The sequence below is a fragment of the Streptomyces sp. NPDC036764 genome (genome assembly GCF_055609385.1).
On the sequence record NZ_JBVJPT010000001.1, the window covers coordinates 1,056,854 to 1,071,449 of the forward strand.

The following is a 14,596-nucleotide window of genomic DNA, read 5'->3' on the forward strand; positions in this document are numbered from 1 at the left end:
GCCTTCGCAAGCCGCCCGGAGGCCGGCCGGGCGTCGAGTGCGTGTCGACTGAATACCGGTTCGACCGTCGGTTTTTGACTGCCATTCAGTTTTTCCGGAGCAGGTCGCGGGCCCTGCGCGTCGCCTGCCCGTACCCGCTGTCACCCATCACGGCAAGAGCTGCCCGGACCGGCCTCCACTTAGGCACCCGGACGGCTACGCTCGAGGTCTGTACGTCGTCAGGGCGACAATGGGGAGGTAGCGGGATGACGCAGGTACGGCCCACGCCGGCCGCCTCGGCCTCCCTCTGGGAGCGCGACGAGGAACTCGCCGCGGTCGAGGGGGCCCTCGACACGCTGTGCGCGGACAACTCCTCGTCGGGCAGCCTCCTGGTGCTCCGAGGCGAGGCGGGGCTCGGCAAGACCGCGCTGCTGGCCGAAACCCGTCGTATCGCCGAGCTGCGCGGCTGCACGGTGTGGTCCGCCCGCGGCAGAGAGACGCTGAGCTCGGTCCCGTTCAACGTCGTACGGCAGTTGCTCCAGCCCGCGCTGCTGTCGCTGATGCCGGAGGAGGCGCGGGAGTACCTCGGCGACTGGTACGACATCGCCGGACCCGCCCTTGGCATAACGGACCCCGGCGAGCGTCAGGCCGACCCGCAGGGCGTGTGCGACGGCCTGGTCGCCGCCGTACGCCGACTGGCCCGGCGCGACTGGCCGCTGGTGCTGCTGATCGACGACGCGCACTGGGCCGACCAGGAGACCCTGCGCTGGCTCGCCGCGTTCGCCGAGCACGTAGGCGAACAGAACGTGCCGGTCGTCGTGGCCCGCCGCCCCGGCGAGACAAGCGGCGACAGCGCCCGCCATCTCGACACGGTCGCCGCCGCGGGCTCCTCCGTCGCCACCCTGAGCGCTCTCACACCGGACGCCACCACCGGCCTGACCCGCGCCACCCTGGGCGCGCACGCCGACGCCCCGTTCTGCCGCGAGGTCTGGGCGGTCACCGGCGGCAACCCGTACGAGACCGTCGAGCTCCTCGCCAAGGTCCAGGACAGCGAGTTCGAGCCGACCGAGTCCGCGGCCGCCGAGCTGCGCGCCCTGAACCGCGAGGCCCGTGGCGGCGGCCTCGTCGCCCGTCTGGAGACCCTCGGCATCGAGGCCACCCGGTTCGCCTGGGCGGCCGCCATCCTCGGCACCGGCATCTCCGTCGACCTGGTCGCCGAACTCGCCACCATGAACCCGGACGAGGCCGTGCGCTGCGCCGAGAAGCTGCGCACCGCCCGCATCCTCACCGAGTCCGACCCCGCGGGCGTCCAACCGGACGACGGCGAGCTCCAGTTCGTGCATCCGCTGATCGCCACCGCCGTCTACAACTCCATCCCGGACGCCCTGCGCACCGCGATGCACGGCATCGCCGCCCGCGTCGTCACCGACAACGGCCACGGGGCCGCGGTCGCCGCCCGTCACCTCCTGGAAGTGCACCCGGACGACGACGAGGAACTCGTCGAGCAACTGCGCGAGGCCGCCCGCGAACACCTCGCCGTCGGCGCCCCCGACGCGGCCCGCCGCTGCCTGGAGCGCGCCCTGCTGGAGCCGCCCCTGCCCGCCGTCCACGCGCGCGTGCTCCACGAGCTCGGCTGCGCCACCCTGCTGACCGCACCCGCCACCACCATCGACCACCTCCAGACCGCTCTCGCGATGCCCGGACTCGACGGCGGCGAGCGCGTCGACGCCGTCTACCGCCTCTCCCAGGCCCTCCTGCACAACGACCAGTTGGAGGAGGCCGTCCGCACGGTCGAGGCGGAAGCCGCCCGGCACCCGGTGGGACCGGCCAGGCTGCGGCTCCAGGGGGTGCAGTTCATGTGGGAGGGCATCCACGCGGGCGAGACGACCTCACCCGGGCGCTCCGCACGCCTCGCCGAACTCGCCAAGACCTGCACCGGCCGCGACAACTCCGAGCGCGCCCTGCTGATACTGCGCGGCTTCGACGCAATGGCCCGCGGCGAGAACGCCGAGGAGGTCGTCGAAGTGTGCGACCGCGCCCTCGTCAACGGCCGTCTCGCCCCCGGACTCGGCTGGACCGACCCCGAGTGGGGCATCGAACTGCCGATGATGCTGGCCAGCGCCTACGCCTACACGGACCGGCTCGACCGCGCCGAGGCCCTCTACAACGAGGCGCTGCGCGCGTACGAGTCCGCCGGCTGGAGCGGCGGCCACCTCTCCCTGGCGCACGCATACGTCGGACTCGGCCTGCGCCGGCGCGGGCGGCTCCGCGAGGCGGAGGCGTCCCTGCGCAAGTCGCTCGCGCTCGCCGAGCGCGTCGGCCGACGGCTGCCCCTGCACTGGTCCGCCACCTGCAACCTCGTCGACACGCTGCTCGCCCGCGGCCATGTCCAGGAGGCCTGGGAACTCGCCGAGCAGTACGGCTTCGCCCCGCCCTACCCGTCCACCATCGTCCTGCCGGACCCGCGCTCCGTGCGCGGCCGTCTGCTCCTGGCCGTCGGCCGCACCAAGGACGGCATCAACGAACTGGAGGCGGCGGAGAAGGCGGCCGAAGTGCGCGGCCACCACAACCCGGTGCTCGTCCCCTGGGCCGTGGACCTGACCCGGGTCCTGGCCAGTGAGGACCCGGCGCGCGCCGCCCGCCTGGCCACCGAGGTCCGCCGCAACGCCGAGCGCCTGGGCACCGACACCGCCATCGGCGAGGCCCTGCGGTGCGCTGCCGCGCTGGAGACCGGGCAGCGTGCGGTGCGCCTCGCCGAGCAGGCCGTCGCCTATCTGGAAGCCTCGCCGTGCCAGTACGAACACGCCGCCGCCCGCGTCGAGTACGGCATCGCCGCGCGTTCCGCCACGGAGCTGCGGCGGGGGATCACCCTCGCCCGGTCGTGCGGTGCGGACGGGCTGGTGCTCCAGGCCGAGGCGGCGTTGGCGCACCGCTAGGGGGCCGAGGAGGTCGTTTGTCGGCTGCGGTGCCTTGGGGCTGGGCGCGCCGACGCGGCGGAGCCGCACATCGATACAGCCCCGCGCCCCCTTCGGGGCGCGTCAGAGTTCGAGGAGCTGATCCGTGACGGCGGTCAGCCGTCGTCGGACGCTCGCCTCGTACGCTTCCTCGTGTGCCCGGGCCGGGGTCGTGCCGTCGAAGTACCTGCCCGTGCCCAGGTCCTGTGTCGCCAGGGCCAGGACGCCCGGTGCGCCGTCGGCGACCGTGCTCCACGGTTCGATGCCGCCCTCGCGGACCATCCCGGTGTCCATGAACGTCGCCGGATGCAGCACGTTGACGGCGACCCCGGTGCCCGCCAGCTCCTCGGCGAGGGCGAACGTATGGGCCGCGAGGGCGAACTTGCTGCGCCGGTACGCCGCGGCACCGTCGTAGCCGCGGGTCATTTCGGGGTCGTCGAAGTCGAGCGGCTCCTGGCCGGCCGAACCCACGTCGACGATCCGCGCGGGAGCGTTCGCGCGCAGCACGGGAAGCAGGGCACGGGTCAGTACGACCGGCGCCAAGTAGTTCACCGCGAGCCGCAGTTCATGCCCGTCGGCACTGAGCTCACGGCCCGAGCCGGGCGAGCCGAAGCCCACCCCCGCGTTGTTGATCAGCACGTCGAGCTCGGGATGCTCCCCGGCGACATGCGCCGCGAGCTGACGCACCTGCCCCAGCGAGGCCAGGTCCGCCGTGAACCCCTCGGCCTCGCCCTCGGCCCGCAGCTCCTCGACGAGCCGCTCCGTACGGCCCGCGTCCCGCCCGTGCGCGAGGACCCGATGCCCGGAGCGGACCAGCTCGAAGGCGACGTGGCGGCCGAGACCCGAGGTGGCGCCGGTGATCAGAATCGTGGACATACCCCCACCGTAGGCACGCGGAGCGGGCATGTGCGAGGCGCTCCTGGACCTACGACCGCCAGGGTCACCCTCAGGTGCCGGACTCCGGCTCCGCCTCCTCGGCGAGCACCCGCTGGGCCGTCGCGAACGCCGAGTTCGCCGCCGGGACCCCGCAGTACACGGCCGTCTGGAGCAGTACGGCGCCGATCTCCTGCGACGTCAGCCCGTTGCGCAGCGCCGCCCGGACATGCATGGCCAGCTCGTCGTAGTGGCCGTGCGCGACCAGCGCCGTCAGGGTGATCATGCTGCGCTCGCGGCGGGAGAGCGTCGGGTCGGTCCAGATCTCGCCCCAGGCGTAGCGCGAGATGAAGTCCTGGAAGCGCGCGGTGAACGGGGTCTGCCGGGCCTGCGCCCGGTCCACGTGCGCGTCGCCGAGGACCTCGCGCCGCACCTCCATGCCCCGCCTCGCGCCCCCGTCGAAGTGCGCCCGCAGCGCCGTGAGCACGGCTTCCGGGCACTGCGCCGGCGCCAGGTGCGAGGCCCCTGGGATCTCGACGAGCGCGGCGCCCGGCACGGCGTCCGCGATCTCCCGGAGGTGGACCGGCGGGGTCGCCGGGTCCTCGCGCCCGGCGATCAAGAGAGTCGGGGTGGAGATCTCGGCCAGTCGGTCGCGCAGGTCGAAGGCGGCGAGCGCGTCACAGCAGGCGGCGTACGCCGCGGGATCGGCGTCGCGGTGGTCCTGGACCAGCTCCGGCACGGTGAACCGGGGCGTGAACCAGCGGGCGTTCGCGCTCTCGGCGAGCCCCGCGAGCCCTTCGCGGCGCACCAGCGCGGCCCGCTCCTCCCACGGCTTGGAGCCGTTGAAGTGCGCCGACGAGCAGATCACGGCCAGGGAGTGGACCCGCTGCGGATGGTGCACGGCGAGATGCAGTCCCACCGCACCGCCCAGCGAGACACCCGCATACGCGAACCGCTCGATGCCGAGCGAGTCGGCGAGCGCCAGCACCAGGCCGGCGAGGTCGCCGACCGTCGCGCCCGCCCCGATGAGACCGGCACTCGAACCGCCGTGCCCCGGCAGCTCCCAGCGGACCACCCGATGGGTGATCGACAGCTCGGGCGCGACCTTGTCCCACAGGGCGGACGATGTGCCGAGCGAGGGTCCGAGCAGCAGCGGCGGCGCCGAGGCGGGCCCTTCGGCACGGTGGTCGAGGAGTTTCAACGTCGCTCCAGAGCACGGTCGGTGAGGGCTCCGGCGGAGCCGGTGTAATGGGTGGGGTCGAGGTCGACGTCCGCCAGCTCCGGGGCCCCGGCGAGCGGACGCCCCTCGGCGGCCAGCCGGGTCAACAGCTCCTTGGCCCCGGCCCGGCCAAGCACCGGGGCCAGCTCGGCGGACAGCCGCTCGGAGACGATCAACCCATGGGTGAGATCAAGGTGTTCGCGCATGACACCGGCCCTGACCCGCAGTCCCTCGGCCAGCTCCACGGCATCCCGGGCGGCCCCGCCGATCAGCCGCAGCAGATCCCTCAGCGGTTCCCACTCGGCGTGCCAGGCGCCGGCCGGCCGCTCGTCCTCCGCCGCCAGTGACCCGTACAGCGTGGCCGCGAGCTGCGGCGCCCGTCGTGCGGCGGAGGCGATGAGCGTGGACCGTACGGGGTTGGACTTGTGCGGCATGGCGGAGGACCCGCCGCCGCTGCCCTCCGCGACCTCGGCGATCTCGGTGCGGGAGAGGGTGAGGACGTCCACGGCGACCTTGCCGAGCGCGCCCGCCGTGAAGGCGAGGCATCCGGCGAGATCGGCGACGGGGGTGCGCAGGGTGTGCCAGGGCAGGTCGGGCGCCCGGAGGCCGAGCTCCCGGGCGTACCCGGCCGGCAGCGCGGTCGGATCGCTCGCGCCGTACGCCCCGAACGCCGCCAGCGTCCCTGCCGCGCCGCCGAGTTGGGCGGGCAGCGAGTCCCGTACGGCCCGTACCCGGTCCCGTGCGTCGAGCACCAGCGCCCGCCACCCGGCCGCCTTCAGCCCGAACGTGGTCGGTACGGCGTGCTGGGTCAGCGTCCGCCCGGGCATCGCGGTGTCGCGGTGCTCGGCGGCCAGCCGGGCGAGCGCCGCTGCCGTGCGGTCCAGGTCGCCGAGGACCAGGTCGAGTGTGCGCGCGGCGACCAGCATCGTCGCCGTGTCCATGATGTCCTGGCTGGTCGCGCCCCGGTGGACATAGGGGCCGTACTCCTCGCCGACGGCCTTCGTCAGGTCGCCGACCAGCGGGATGACCGGGTTGCCGCCGGCGCGGGAGCGCTCGGCGAGCGTCCGTACGTCGAAGCGTCCGGCGTCCGCCGCCTCGGTCACCGCCACCCCGGCCTCGGCCGGGGCGAGGCCCAGGGCGGCCTGGGCCCGGGTGAGGGCGGCCTCCGCGTCGAGCAGGGCCTGGAGCCAGGCCGTGTCGCCGGTCGTGGAGGCCGCGGGGGAGCCTGCCCACCCGGGGGCGAGCAGGCCGGTGTCGTCGCCGGCAGAAGTCACTGGAACTCCAGGAAGACCGTTTCGCCTTCGCCCTGAAGGCGGATGTCGAAACGGTATGTGTCCCCGCCCTGCCCGGCGGCGATCAGCGTGTCGCGTCGCGCCTCGTCCAGTCGGGCGAGCAGCGGGTCGGCGGCCAGCGCCGCGTCGTCGCCCGGCAGGTAGATCCGGGTGAACAGGTGGACCAGCAGCCCGCGAGCGAACACGCACACGCTGATGTACGGCGCGCTTTGCCCACGCGCCCCCGGCCGCAGGGTACGGGCCGTCCATTGGCCGTTCGCGTCCGTCTGGACACGTCCCCAGCCGGTGAACTCCACGCCGTTGCGGCCCAGGAATCCGCCGCTCGCCGGGTCCCGCCGCATCGAGCCGTCGACCTGGGAGACCCGGCCGTCCGGGTCGGCACCCCACAGCTCCACGAAGGCGTCAGGGAGCGGCTTGCCCTCGCCGTCGAGGACGTACCCCTGGAGCGTGATCGTGTCCGGATGGCCGACGGGCGCGATGTCGCCGCCGCCGGGGAAGGGCAGGGCGTGGCCGTAGAAGGGGCCGACCGTGTGCGACGGAGTGGGGAGCACCGTCTCCGGACGGCTTGTGTCGATCTTCGTCATGGCAGGTCAGCGCCCTTCTTCGATCCAGGTGGCGGCGGGCCCGTCGAGCACGATGTCCCAGCGGTAGCCCATCGAGAACTCCGGCACGGACAGGCTGTGGTCGTACGTCGCCACCAGCCGCTGCCGGGCCGCGTCGTCCGTCACCGACTGGATGATCGGGTCGTACGGGAACAGCGGGTCGCTCGGGAAGTACATCTGGGTCACGAGCCGCTGGGTGAACGCCGTTCCGAACAGCGAGAAGTGGATGTGGGCCGGCCGCCAGGCGTTGTCGTGCTGGCGCCAGGGGTAGGGGCCCGGCTGGACGGTGGTGAAGCGGTAGAAGCCGCTGTCGTCGCTCAGCGTGCGGCCGACGCCCGTGAAGTTCGGGTCCAGCGGTGCGTCGTGCTGCTCGCGCTGATGGGCGTAGCGGCCGGCCGAGTTCGCCTGCCAGATCTCGATCAACTGGCCGCGGATCGGGCGGCCGTCGCGGTCGAGGAGGCGGCCCTCGACGGTGATGCGTTCGCCGATCGGCTCACCGGTGTGCTGCCGGGTGAGGTCGTTGTCGATCTCGGTGATGTCGCGCTCGCCGAAGGCGGGGGAGTGCAGCTCCACCAGCTCCGGGTCCTTGCTGACGTCGATGGCGATCGGCGGCTGCTTCGGGTGGCGCAGGACGGAGGAGCGGTACGGGGCGTAGTCGCGCCGCGGGTGGTGCTCGACGGGGGCGCCGTCGGCGACCCGCTTCTCGTACGCGGCGTGCTCGGCCGCGATCTCCTGGTCGATGTCGTGCTGGGTGAGAGTCATGGGAGTTCCTCGGGTTCCTAACGCTCCAGAACGAGGGCGAGGCCCTGGCCCACGCCGATGCAGAGGGTGGCGACGCCGACCCCGGCACCCTTGCGGGCCAACTGGTGGGCGACCGTGCCGGCGAGGCGGGCACCGGAGGCGCCCAGCGGGTGGCCGAGGGCGATGGCGCCGCCCTGCGGGTTGAGGATCGCCGGGTCGAACTCGGGCCATTCGGCGACACAGCCCAGCACCTGGGCGGCGAACGCCTCGTTCAGCTCGAGCACGTCCAGATCGCCGAACCCCTTGCCCGCCTTGGCGAGAGCCCGGTTGACGGCCTCGACGGGCGCGAGGCCGAAGTAGTGCGGGTCGAGGGCCGAGACGCCGGTGGCGGAGATCCGGGCGAGCGGTTCGCGGCCGGTGGCCCTCAGGCCCTCCTCGTCGGTCAGCAGCAGTGCGGCGGCACCGTCGTTGAGCGGGGAGGCGTTGCCGGCGGTGACGGTCCCGTTCTCCTTGCGGAACGACGGCTTCAGCCGGGCCATCGCGGCGAGGGAGGCGTCCTGCCGTACGCACTCGTCGGCGCCGAAGGCGACCGGGTCGCCCTTGCGCTGCGGGACCGGCACGGGCGCCAGCTCGGCGTCGAACAGGCCGGCCTGCTGTGCCTTCGCGGCCTTGAGATGCGAGGCCAGCGCGTACTCGTCCTGCTGCTCCCGGCCGATCTTGTGCTTGTCCGCGATCAGCTCGGCCGATTCACCCAGCGGGACGGTCCACTGCGGCTCCATCGCCGGGTTGACCATGCGCCAGCCGAGGGTGGTGGAGTACAGCTCCGTGTGCCCGGCGGGGAACGGCCGGTCGGACTTGGGCAGCACGTACGGCGCCCTCGTCATCGACTCCACACCGCCGGCCACCGCGATGGAGGCGTCCCCGACGGCGATGGCGCGGGCCGCCTGGATCACCGCTTCGAGGCCGGAGGCGCACAGCCGGTTGACCGTCACGCCCGGCACGGAGGTGGGCAGTCCGGCGAGGAGGGCGGCCATCCGGCCGACGTTGCGGTTCTCCTCGCCCGCGCCGTTGGCGTTGCCGAAGTAGACGTCCTCGATCCGGGACGGGTCCAGGTCGGGCGTACGGCCCATGAGTTCGCGGATCGCGTGGGCGGCGAGGTCGTCCGGGCGCACGCTCGCCAGGCCACCGTTGTGGCGGCCGATGGGGGTGCGGACCGCGTCCACGAGGTAGACGGTCTTCACAGCAGGCCCTCCGCGACGGTGAGTTCGGCGTCGGTCTTCGCGATGATCTCGTCCGTGCTCACCCCGGGCGCCGTCTCCACGAGCAGCAGGCCTTCCTCGGTGACGTCCAGGACGCCGAGGTCGGTGATGATCCGGTTCACACACGCCTTGCCCGTGAGCGGCAGCGCGCACTCGGCGAGGATCTTCGCCGAGCCGTCCTTGGCGGTGTGCGTCATCACGACGATGACCGTGCGCGCCCCGTGCACCAGGTCCATCGCCCCGCCGATGCCGGTGATCATCTTGCCGGGGATGGCCCAGTTCGCCAGGTCACCGGTCTGGGACACCTGCATGGCGCCGAGCACGGCGACGTCGATGTGCCCGCCGCGGATCATCGAGAACGACAGCGCCGAGTCGAAGAAGGAGGCGCCGGGCAGGACCGTCACGGTCTCCTTGCCGGCGTTGATCAGGTCGGGGTCGACCTGGTCCTCGGTCGGGTAGGGGCCGGTGCCCAGGATGCCGTTCTCGGACTCCAGGATCACCTCCACGCCCGGCGGCAGATAGTTCGGGATCAGGGTCGGCAGTCCGATGCCGAGATTGACGTACTGGCCGTCCTGAAGCTCGCGAGCGGCCCGCGCGGCCATCTCTTCCCGCGTCCACGCCATGATCAGCTCTCCGTCCCTCGTGCCCGGGGCACGGAAACCGTGCGTTGCTCGATGCCCTTGTCCGCGGCCTGCTCCGGGGTGAGCGCCACGACCCGCTGCACGAAGATCCCCGGCAGATGCACCGCGTCCGGATCGATCTCGCCGGGCTCGACGAGTTCCTCGACCTCGGCGATCGTCACCCGCCCGGCCATAGCGGCCAGCGGGTTGAAGTTCCGGGTGGACTTGTTGAACACCAGGTTCCCGTGCCGGTCACCCTTGGCGGCCCGCACCAGCGCGAAGTCGGTGCGGATGCCGCGCTCCAGCACGTACTCGGTGCCGTCGAACTCGCGCACCTCCTTGGGCGGGGAGGCGAGCGCGACCCCGCCGGAGCCGTCGTAGCGCCAGGGCAGCCCGCCCTCGGCGACCTGGGTGCCCACCCCGGCCGGCGTGTAGAACGCGGGGATCCCGGCGCCGCCGGCCCGCAGCCGCTCGGCCAGCGTGCCCTGCGGGATCATCTCGACCTCCAGCTCCCCGGCCAGGTACTGGCGGGCGAACTCCTTGTTCGCGCCGATGTAGGAGCCGGTCACCCGGGCGATCCGCCCCGCCGACAGCAGCACCGCGAGGCCGGACTCCATCGCCCCGCAGTTGTTGGAGACGACCGACAGCCCGGACACGCCACGCTCGTACAGAGCCTGGATCAGTACGTTCGGCACACCGCTCAGCCCGAAGCCACCCACCGCGAGCGACGCGCCGTCGCCGACATCGGCCACCGCCTCCAGGGCCGTGGCGACCACCTTGTCCATCCGAGAAGCCCCATCTCTTCCGAGCTCCCAGCACCCTAATTAGTCAGGGCACTGATTATTTCTGCGAGGTTCCCCCTCACGCTGTCACTGGAGCGGGAAGCCGTCAAGACCTCGGTAAATGTGATGCCGGCCGGGCCTGCTGGGCCGCAGACAGTTAGGGCAAGGCCGGGTATTGTTCAGTGCACCGACGAAATGACCAGGGGGAGTGCGCATGGCTGCCGTGGACCTCACCACCCACCCCGGGCACCTGGCCCGGCGGCTCCAGCAGGCGCACTACCTGCTGTGGAACACGATGGTCTCCGAGGAGATCACCTCGCCCCAGTTCGCCGTGCTCAACACCCTCGTCGCCGAGCCGGGCCTGGACCAGCGGACGGTGGGGGAGCGGGTCGGACTCGACCGGTCCACCATCGCCGAGGTGATCAGCCGGCTCGGCCGGCGCGGGCTGCTCGACAAGGTCCGCGACCCCCAGGACGGCCGCCGCTTCCTGCTGCGCCTCACGGACGAGGGCCTGCGCACCCACAAGAAGCTGACCGTGCGCACGGCCCGGATGAACCAGGTCTTCCTCGCCCCGCTCTCCGCCGAGGAGCAGACGCTGTTCTTCGACCTGATCCGGCGCGTGGCGGACGCGGCCGAGGGGCTGCGCAACCCGGGGGAACCCCTGGTCGCACAGCCCTGATCCGCTGCCTTCCGGCGCGTTCGGATGTTCAGGAGGCGTTCGCGAACACCACCCACACCTGGCCGTGCTGGAAGTTCATCCGCTTGCCGCTGTTCGTCGTGAACGTCGTTCCGTCCGACGCCTTCGGGCGCTTCCACCTGACGTCGTAGGCGCGCCCGTCGCGCAGCACCCGCGCCTTTCCGGAGCCGACCGTCTCGGTGTACGGCGTGTAGTGGCCGAGCTTGTCGTGGAACGGGGACTTGCGGATCTTCACGTACTGCACGACGACCGTGCCGGCCATGACCCGCTTGCCGTCCGTCGTACCGGCGGCCTTGCCGTCCATGGCGACCAGCCAGCGGTCCTGGCTCCTGGACCAGGTGAAGGTGTACCGGGCCGCGTCGTAGCGCACCGTCTGCGAGGTGGTGGGCTTGCCGCCCGCGGGGGGTGAGCCGAAGCGGAAGCCGGTCGTCAGGACGGACGTACCGGGCGGCTTGGCCATCAGCCGGTGGGGTCGCAGATAGAGGTTGTGCGGTGCGGGCCGGTACTTGCCGCGGAAGTAGGCGTCGGTCGCCTTCTCGGGCGGCTTCGCCTGTACGGGGGTCTTGTCGATCAGCGGCAGGAGCTTGTTCTGCGCCCCGGAGAAGGCGAGCACCGGCCGGTCGAACTGGCCCAGCAGCTCCAGGTCGGTCTCGCGGGCGCTGCGCACCGGCCCGATCGCCTTCGGCAGCTTCTGCGCGTACACCGCCATCAGCCGGCTGAGCCCGCCCTCGACCTGCTCCACGTAGACGATGTCCGCCTCGTTCAGGCCGGTGTGCGGCCGTGCGTGCCGGGAGTTGTCGATCTTCACGGCCAGCACCGAGCCGCCCTTCGCAAGGCTCTCGCCGTCGCCGGGCGCCGTCGAGCGGCCCTGGCCGCGGCCGTCGTCGCGTGAGCCGCCGGACGTCGTGCAGCCCGCGGCCAGGGAGGCCGCCAGTGCGGCGGCCAGCAGTCCGGTCATGGTCGTGGCGCCTCTTGTGCGCGCCGCTCGTTGCCTGCCCACCTTGGTCACCCGTAGCCACCCGTCCGGTTCATGCCATTAATTGTGCGCTTATCTGTTCATAGGGTGCATACCCGATCGGGTCCCGCGCTCCTCGCCATTGCGCCGATCGGCTCACCCGGCGCACCTGGCGGAGCAGGGGCGGGCTCCTGTACGTCGGCGATTCGGCCGGGGAGCGCGCGGGTACCCGGGTCGCCCACCGTACGAGGGCCGTGCGCGGACGACCGGAGGGAGCGCGGGCGATGAGGGCAGTGACCTGGCAGGGCAGGCGGGACGTGCGGGTGGAGACCGTGCCCGATCCCGGGATCCAGGAGCCGACGGACGCCGTCGTCCGCATCACCTCCAGCGGGCTGTGCGGCTCCGATCTGCATCTGTACGAGGTGCTCACCGCGTTCATGACACCGGGGGACATCCTCGGGCACGAGCCGATCGGCGTCGTCGAGGAGGTCGGCGCCGCAGTGCCGGACCTCCAGGCCGGCGACCGGGTCGTGGTGCCGTTCCAGATCGCGTGCGGCAACTGCTGGATGTGCCTGACCGGGCTGCCCACCCAGTGCGAGACCACCCAGGTCACCGGCGAGGGCATGGGCGCCGCCCTGTTCGGCTACACCCGTCTGTACGGCGCGGTGCCCGGCGCGCAGGCCGAGTACCTGCGGGTCCCGCAGGCGCAGTACGGCCCGATCAAGATCCCCGAGGGGCCGCCCGACGACCGGTTCGTCTACCTCTCCGACGTGCTGCCCACCGCCTGGCAGGCGGTCCGCTACGCCGAGGTTCCCGATGGCGGCAGCGTCGCCGTGCTCGGCCTCGGCCCCATCGGCGACATGGCCTGCCGCGTCGCCCAGGTGACGGGCGCGGGGAGGGTGTTCGGCGTGGACCTGGTGTCCGAGCGGCTGCGGCGGGCACGGGAGCGGGGCGTCGAGACGTTCGACCTCAGGAGCTTCGACGACGAGAAGGAACTCGTCACCGCCATCCGTGACCGGACCGACGGCCGCGGCCCCGACGCCGTCATCGACGCGGTCGGCACCGAGGCCCACGGCAGCGCGGCGGCCCGGCTCGCCCAGCAGGCCTCGACGCTGCTGCCCCGCAAGCTGGGCGCACCGCTCGCCGAGCGCTTCAGCGTCGACCGGCTGGCCGCCCTGTACACCGCGATCGACCTGGTGCGGCGCGGCGGCACGATCTCGCTGTCCGGCGTCTACGGCGGCACGGCGGACCCGATCCCGCTGCTCACGCTGTTCGACAAGCAGATCCAGATCCGGATGGGGCAGGCCAACGTACGCCGCTGGGCCGACGACATCCTGCCGTACCTGACGGACGAGGACCCCCTCGGCGTCGACGACTTCGCCACCCACCGCCTGCCGCTGAGCGACGCCCCGCACGCGTACGAGATGTTCCAGCACAAGCAGGACGGCGCGGTGAAGGTGTTGATGAAGCCCTGACGGGGCCGACGTGGACGTCCCGTCGGTCAGGCCTGTGGACCGAAGATCGCCGCGAGGTCGTACCGGACCGGCTCCTCGAGCTGGGCGTACGTGCAGCTTTCCGGCGTGCGGTCCGGGCGCCAGCGGCGGAAGCGGGCGGTGTGCCGGAAGCGCACGCCGTTCTCCATGTGGTCGTACGCCACCTCGGCCACCCGCTCCGGTCGCAGCGGTACCCAGGACAGGTCCTTCTTGCCCGACCAGCGGCTCGGCGCGCCGGGCAGCCGGGCCGACTCGTGCGCCGCCTCGTCGGACCACGCCGCCCAGGGATGCCCCACGGCGTCCTCCATCCGCAGCGGCTCCAGCTCCTCGATCAGCTCGGCCCGCCGCTTCATCGAGAACGCGGCCGACACACCCACGTGCTGGAGGGTGCCACGGTCGTCGTGGAGGCCGAGCAGCAGGGAGCCCACGATCGGTCCGCTCTTGTGCAGCCGGTAGCCGGCGACGACGACGTCCGCCGTGCGCTCGTGCTTGATCTTGAACATGGCCCGCTCGTCCGGGAGGTAGCGCAACGTCAGCGGCTTGGCGATCACACCGTCGAGACCCGCCCCCTCGTACTGCTCGAACCACCCCTGCGCCGTCTCGACGTCGGTCGTCGCGGGCGCCACGTGCACCGGTGCCGACACCCCGGACAACGCCATCGTGAGCAGCGCCCGCCGGTCCGCGAGCGGGGTCTCCACCAGGGACTCGTCCGCCAGCGCCAGCAGGTCGAAGGCCACGAACGACGCCGGCGTCCGCTCCGCCAGCGTCCGCACCCGCGAGTCGGCCGGGTGGATGCGCTCGGTGAGCGCGTCGAAGTCCAACCGCCCCTCCCGGGCGATCACGATCTCCCCGTCCAGCACGCACCGCTTGGGCAACCGCTCCTTCAGCCCCGCGATCAGCTCGGGAAAGTACCTGGTCAGCGACTTGGTGGTACGGCTGCCCAGCTCGACCTCGTCCCCGTCGCGGAACACGATCGCCCTGAACCCGTCCCACTTCGCCTCGTACTGCATGCCCGGCGGGATCTTCGCCACCGACTTGGCGAGCATCGGCTTCACGGGCGGCATCACCGGCAGGTCCATGCCCTCGATTCTGCTCGCATCCGGCAGGCGCCGCCCGGTGTGCGAGCGGTA

13 protein-coding genes are annotated in these 14,596 nt (G+C 72.4%); 3 read left to right on the plus strand and 10 right to left on the minus strand.

The features are described 5' to 3' along the window. Positions 1-245 precede the first annotated feature (245 nt). A complete protein-coding gene (locus ACZ69Q_RS04520) occupies positions 246-2,915 on the plus strand; it encodes an ATP-binding protein (RefSeq protein WP_471036207.1) in 2,670 nt (889 codons plus the stop codon). Positions 2,916-3,017: 102 nt separating this feature from the next. Here ACZ69Q_RS04520 and ACZ69Q_RS04525 read toward each other — a convergent pair whose 3' ends face one another. From ACZ69Q_RS04525 to ACZ69Q_RS04560, 8 genes are all read right to left on the minus strand, one after another. Next, complete coding sequence (locus ACZ69Q_RS04525) at positions 3,018-3,809, minus strand: SDR family NAD(P)-dependent oxidoreductase (protein WP_471036211.1); 792 nt, start codon at positions 3,807-3,809, stop codon at positions 3,018-3,020. Positions 3,810-3,879: 70 nt separating this feature from the next. Further along, a complete protein-coding gene (pcaDC, locus tag ACZ69Q_RS04530) occupies positions 3,880-5,007 on the minus strand; it encodes a bifunctional 3-oxoadipate enol-lactonase/4-carboxymuconolactone decarboxylase PcaDC (protein WP_471036215.1) in 1,128 nt (375 codons plus the stop codon). Beyond that, positions 5,004-6,299: a 3-carboxy-cis,cis-muconate cycloisomerase gene (pcaB, locus tag ACZ69Q_RS04535; protein WP_471036219.1), complete on the minus strand. Its 1,296-nt coding sequence runs from the start codon at positions 6,297-6,299 to the stop codon at positions 5,004-5,006. Before pcaB ends, pcaDC begins: the two co-directional genes overlap by 4 nt. Further along, positions 6,296-6,901 (minus strand): protocatechuate 3,4-dioxygenase subunit alpha, encoded by a 606-nt coding sequence (gene pcaG, locus ACZ69Q_RS04540; protein ID WP_471036222.1) that lies wholly within the window; start codon positions 6,899-6,901, stop codon positions 6,296-6,298. The genes pcaB and pcaG overlap by 4 nt, the downstream gene beginning before the upstream one ends. Before the next feature lie 6 nt (positions 6,902-6,907). Next, positions 6,908-7,681, minus strand: a complete 774-nt coding sequence (pcaH, locus tag ACZ69Q_RS04545; RefSeq protein ID WP_471036226.1) for a protocatechuate 3,4-dioxygenase subunit beta — start codon at positions 7,679-7,681, stop codon at positions 6,908-6,910. A gap of 17 nt (positions 7,682-7,698) precedes the next feature. Further along, complete coding sequence (locus tag ACZ69Q_RS04550) at positions 7,699-8,901, minus strand: thiolase family protein (protein ID WP_471036230.1); 1,203 nt, start codon at positions 8,899-8,901, stop codon at positions 7,699-7,701. Continuing rightward, entirely contained in the window at positions 8,898-9,542 is a 645-nt protein-coding gene (locus tag ACZ69Q_RS04555; protein WP_471036233.1) for a CoA transferase subunit B, read from the minus strand. Before ACZ69Q_RS04555 ends, ACZ69Q_RS04550 begins: the two co-directional genes overlap by 4 nt. Positions 9,543-9,544: 2 nt before the next feature. Next, on the minus strand, positions 9,545-10,324 hold the full coding sequence (locus tag ACZ69Q_RS04560; RefSeq protein WP_471036236.1) for a CoA transferase subunit A: 780 nt from the start codon (positions 10,322-10,324) through the stop codon (positions 9,545-9,547). Between the two features lie 211 nt (positions 10,325-10,535). Here ACZ69Q_RS04560 and ACZ69Q_RS04565 point away from each other — a divergent pair, with 211 nt between their 5' ends. Next, the gene (locus ACZ69Q_RS04565; protein ID WP_471036238.1) at positions 10,536-11,000 is read left to right on the plus strand and encodes a MarR family winged helix-turn-helix transcriptional regulator; all 465 of its coding nucleotides are present in this window, start codon (positions 10,536-10,538) and stop codon (positions 10,998-11,000) included. 28 nt (positions 11,001-11,028) lie between these two features. Here the strand turns inward: ACZ69Q_RS04565 and ACZ69Q_RS04570 are convergent, their stop codons facing one another. Then, positions 11,029-11,976: a DUF3048 domain-containing protein gene (locus tag ACZ69Q_RS04570; protein WP_471036241.1), complete on the minus strand. Its 948-nt coding sequence runs from the start codon at positions 11,974-11,976 to the stop codon at positions 11,029-11,031. A gap of 281 nt (positions 11,977-12,257) precedes the next feature. Here ACZ69Q_RS04570 and ACZ69Q_RS04575 point away from each other — a divergent pair, with 281 nt between their 5' ends. Next, entirely contained in the window at positions 12,258-13,448 is a 1,191-nt protein-coding gene (locus ACZ69Q_RS04575; protein WP_471036244.1) for a zinc-dependent alcohol dehydrogenase, read from the plus strand. Positions 13,449-13,474: 26 nt separating this feature from the next. Here the strand turns inward: ACZ69Q_RS04575 and ACZ69Q_RS04580 are convergent, their stop codons facing one another. Then, entirely contained in the window at positions 13,475-14,545 is a 1,071-nt protein-coding gene (locus tag ACZ69Q_RS04580; protein WP_471036246.1) for an ATP-dependent DNA ligase, read from the minus strand. Positions 14,546-14,596: the final 51 nt, after the last annotated feature.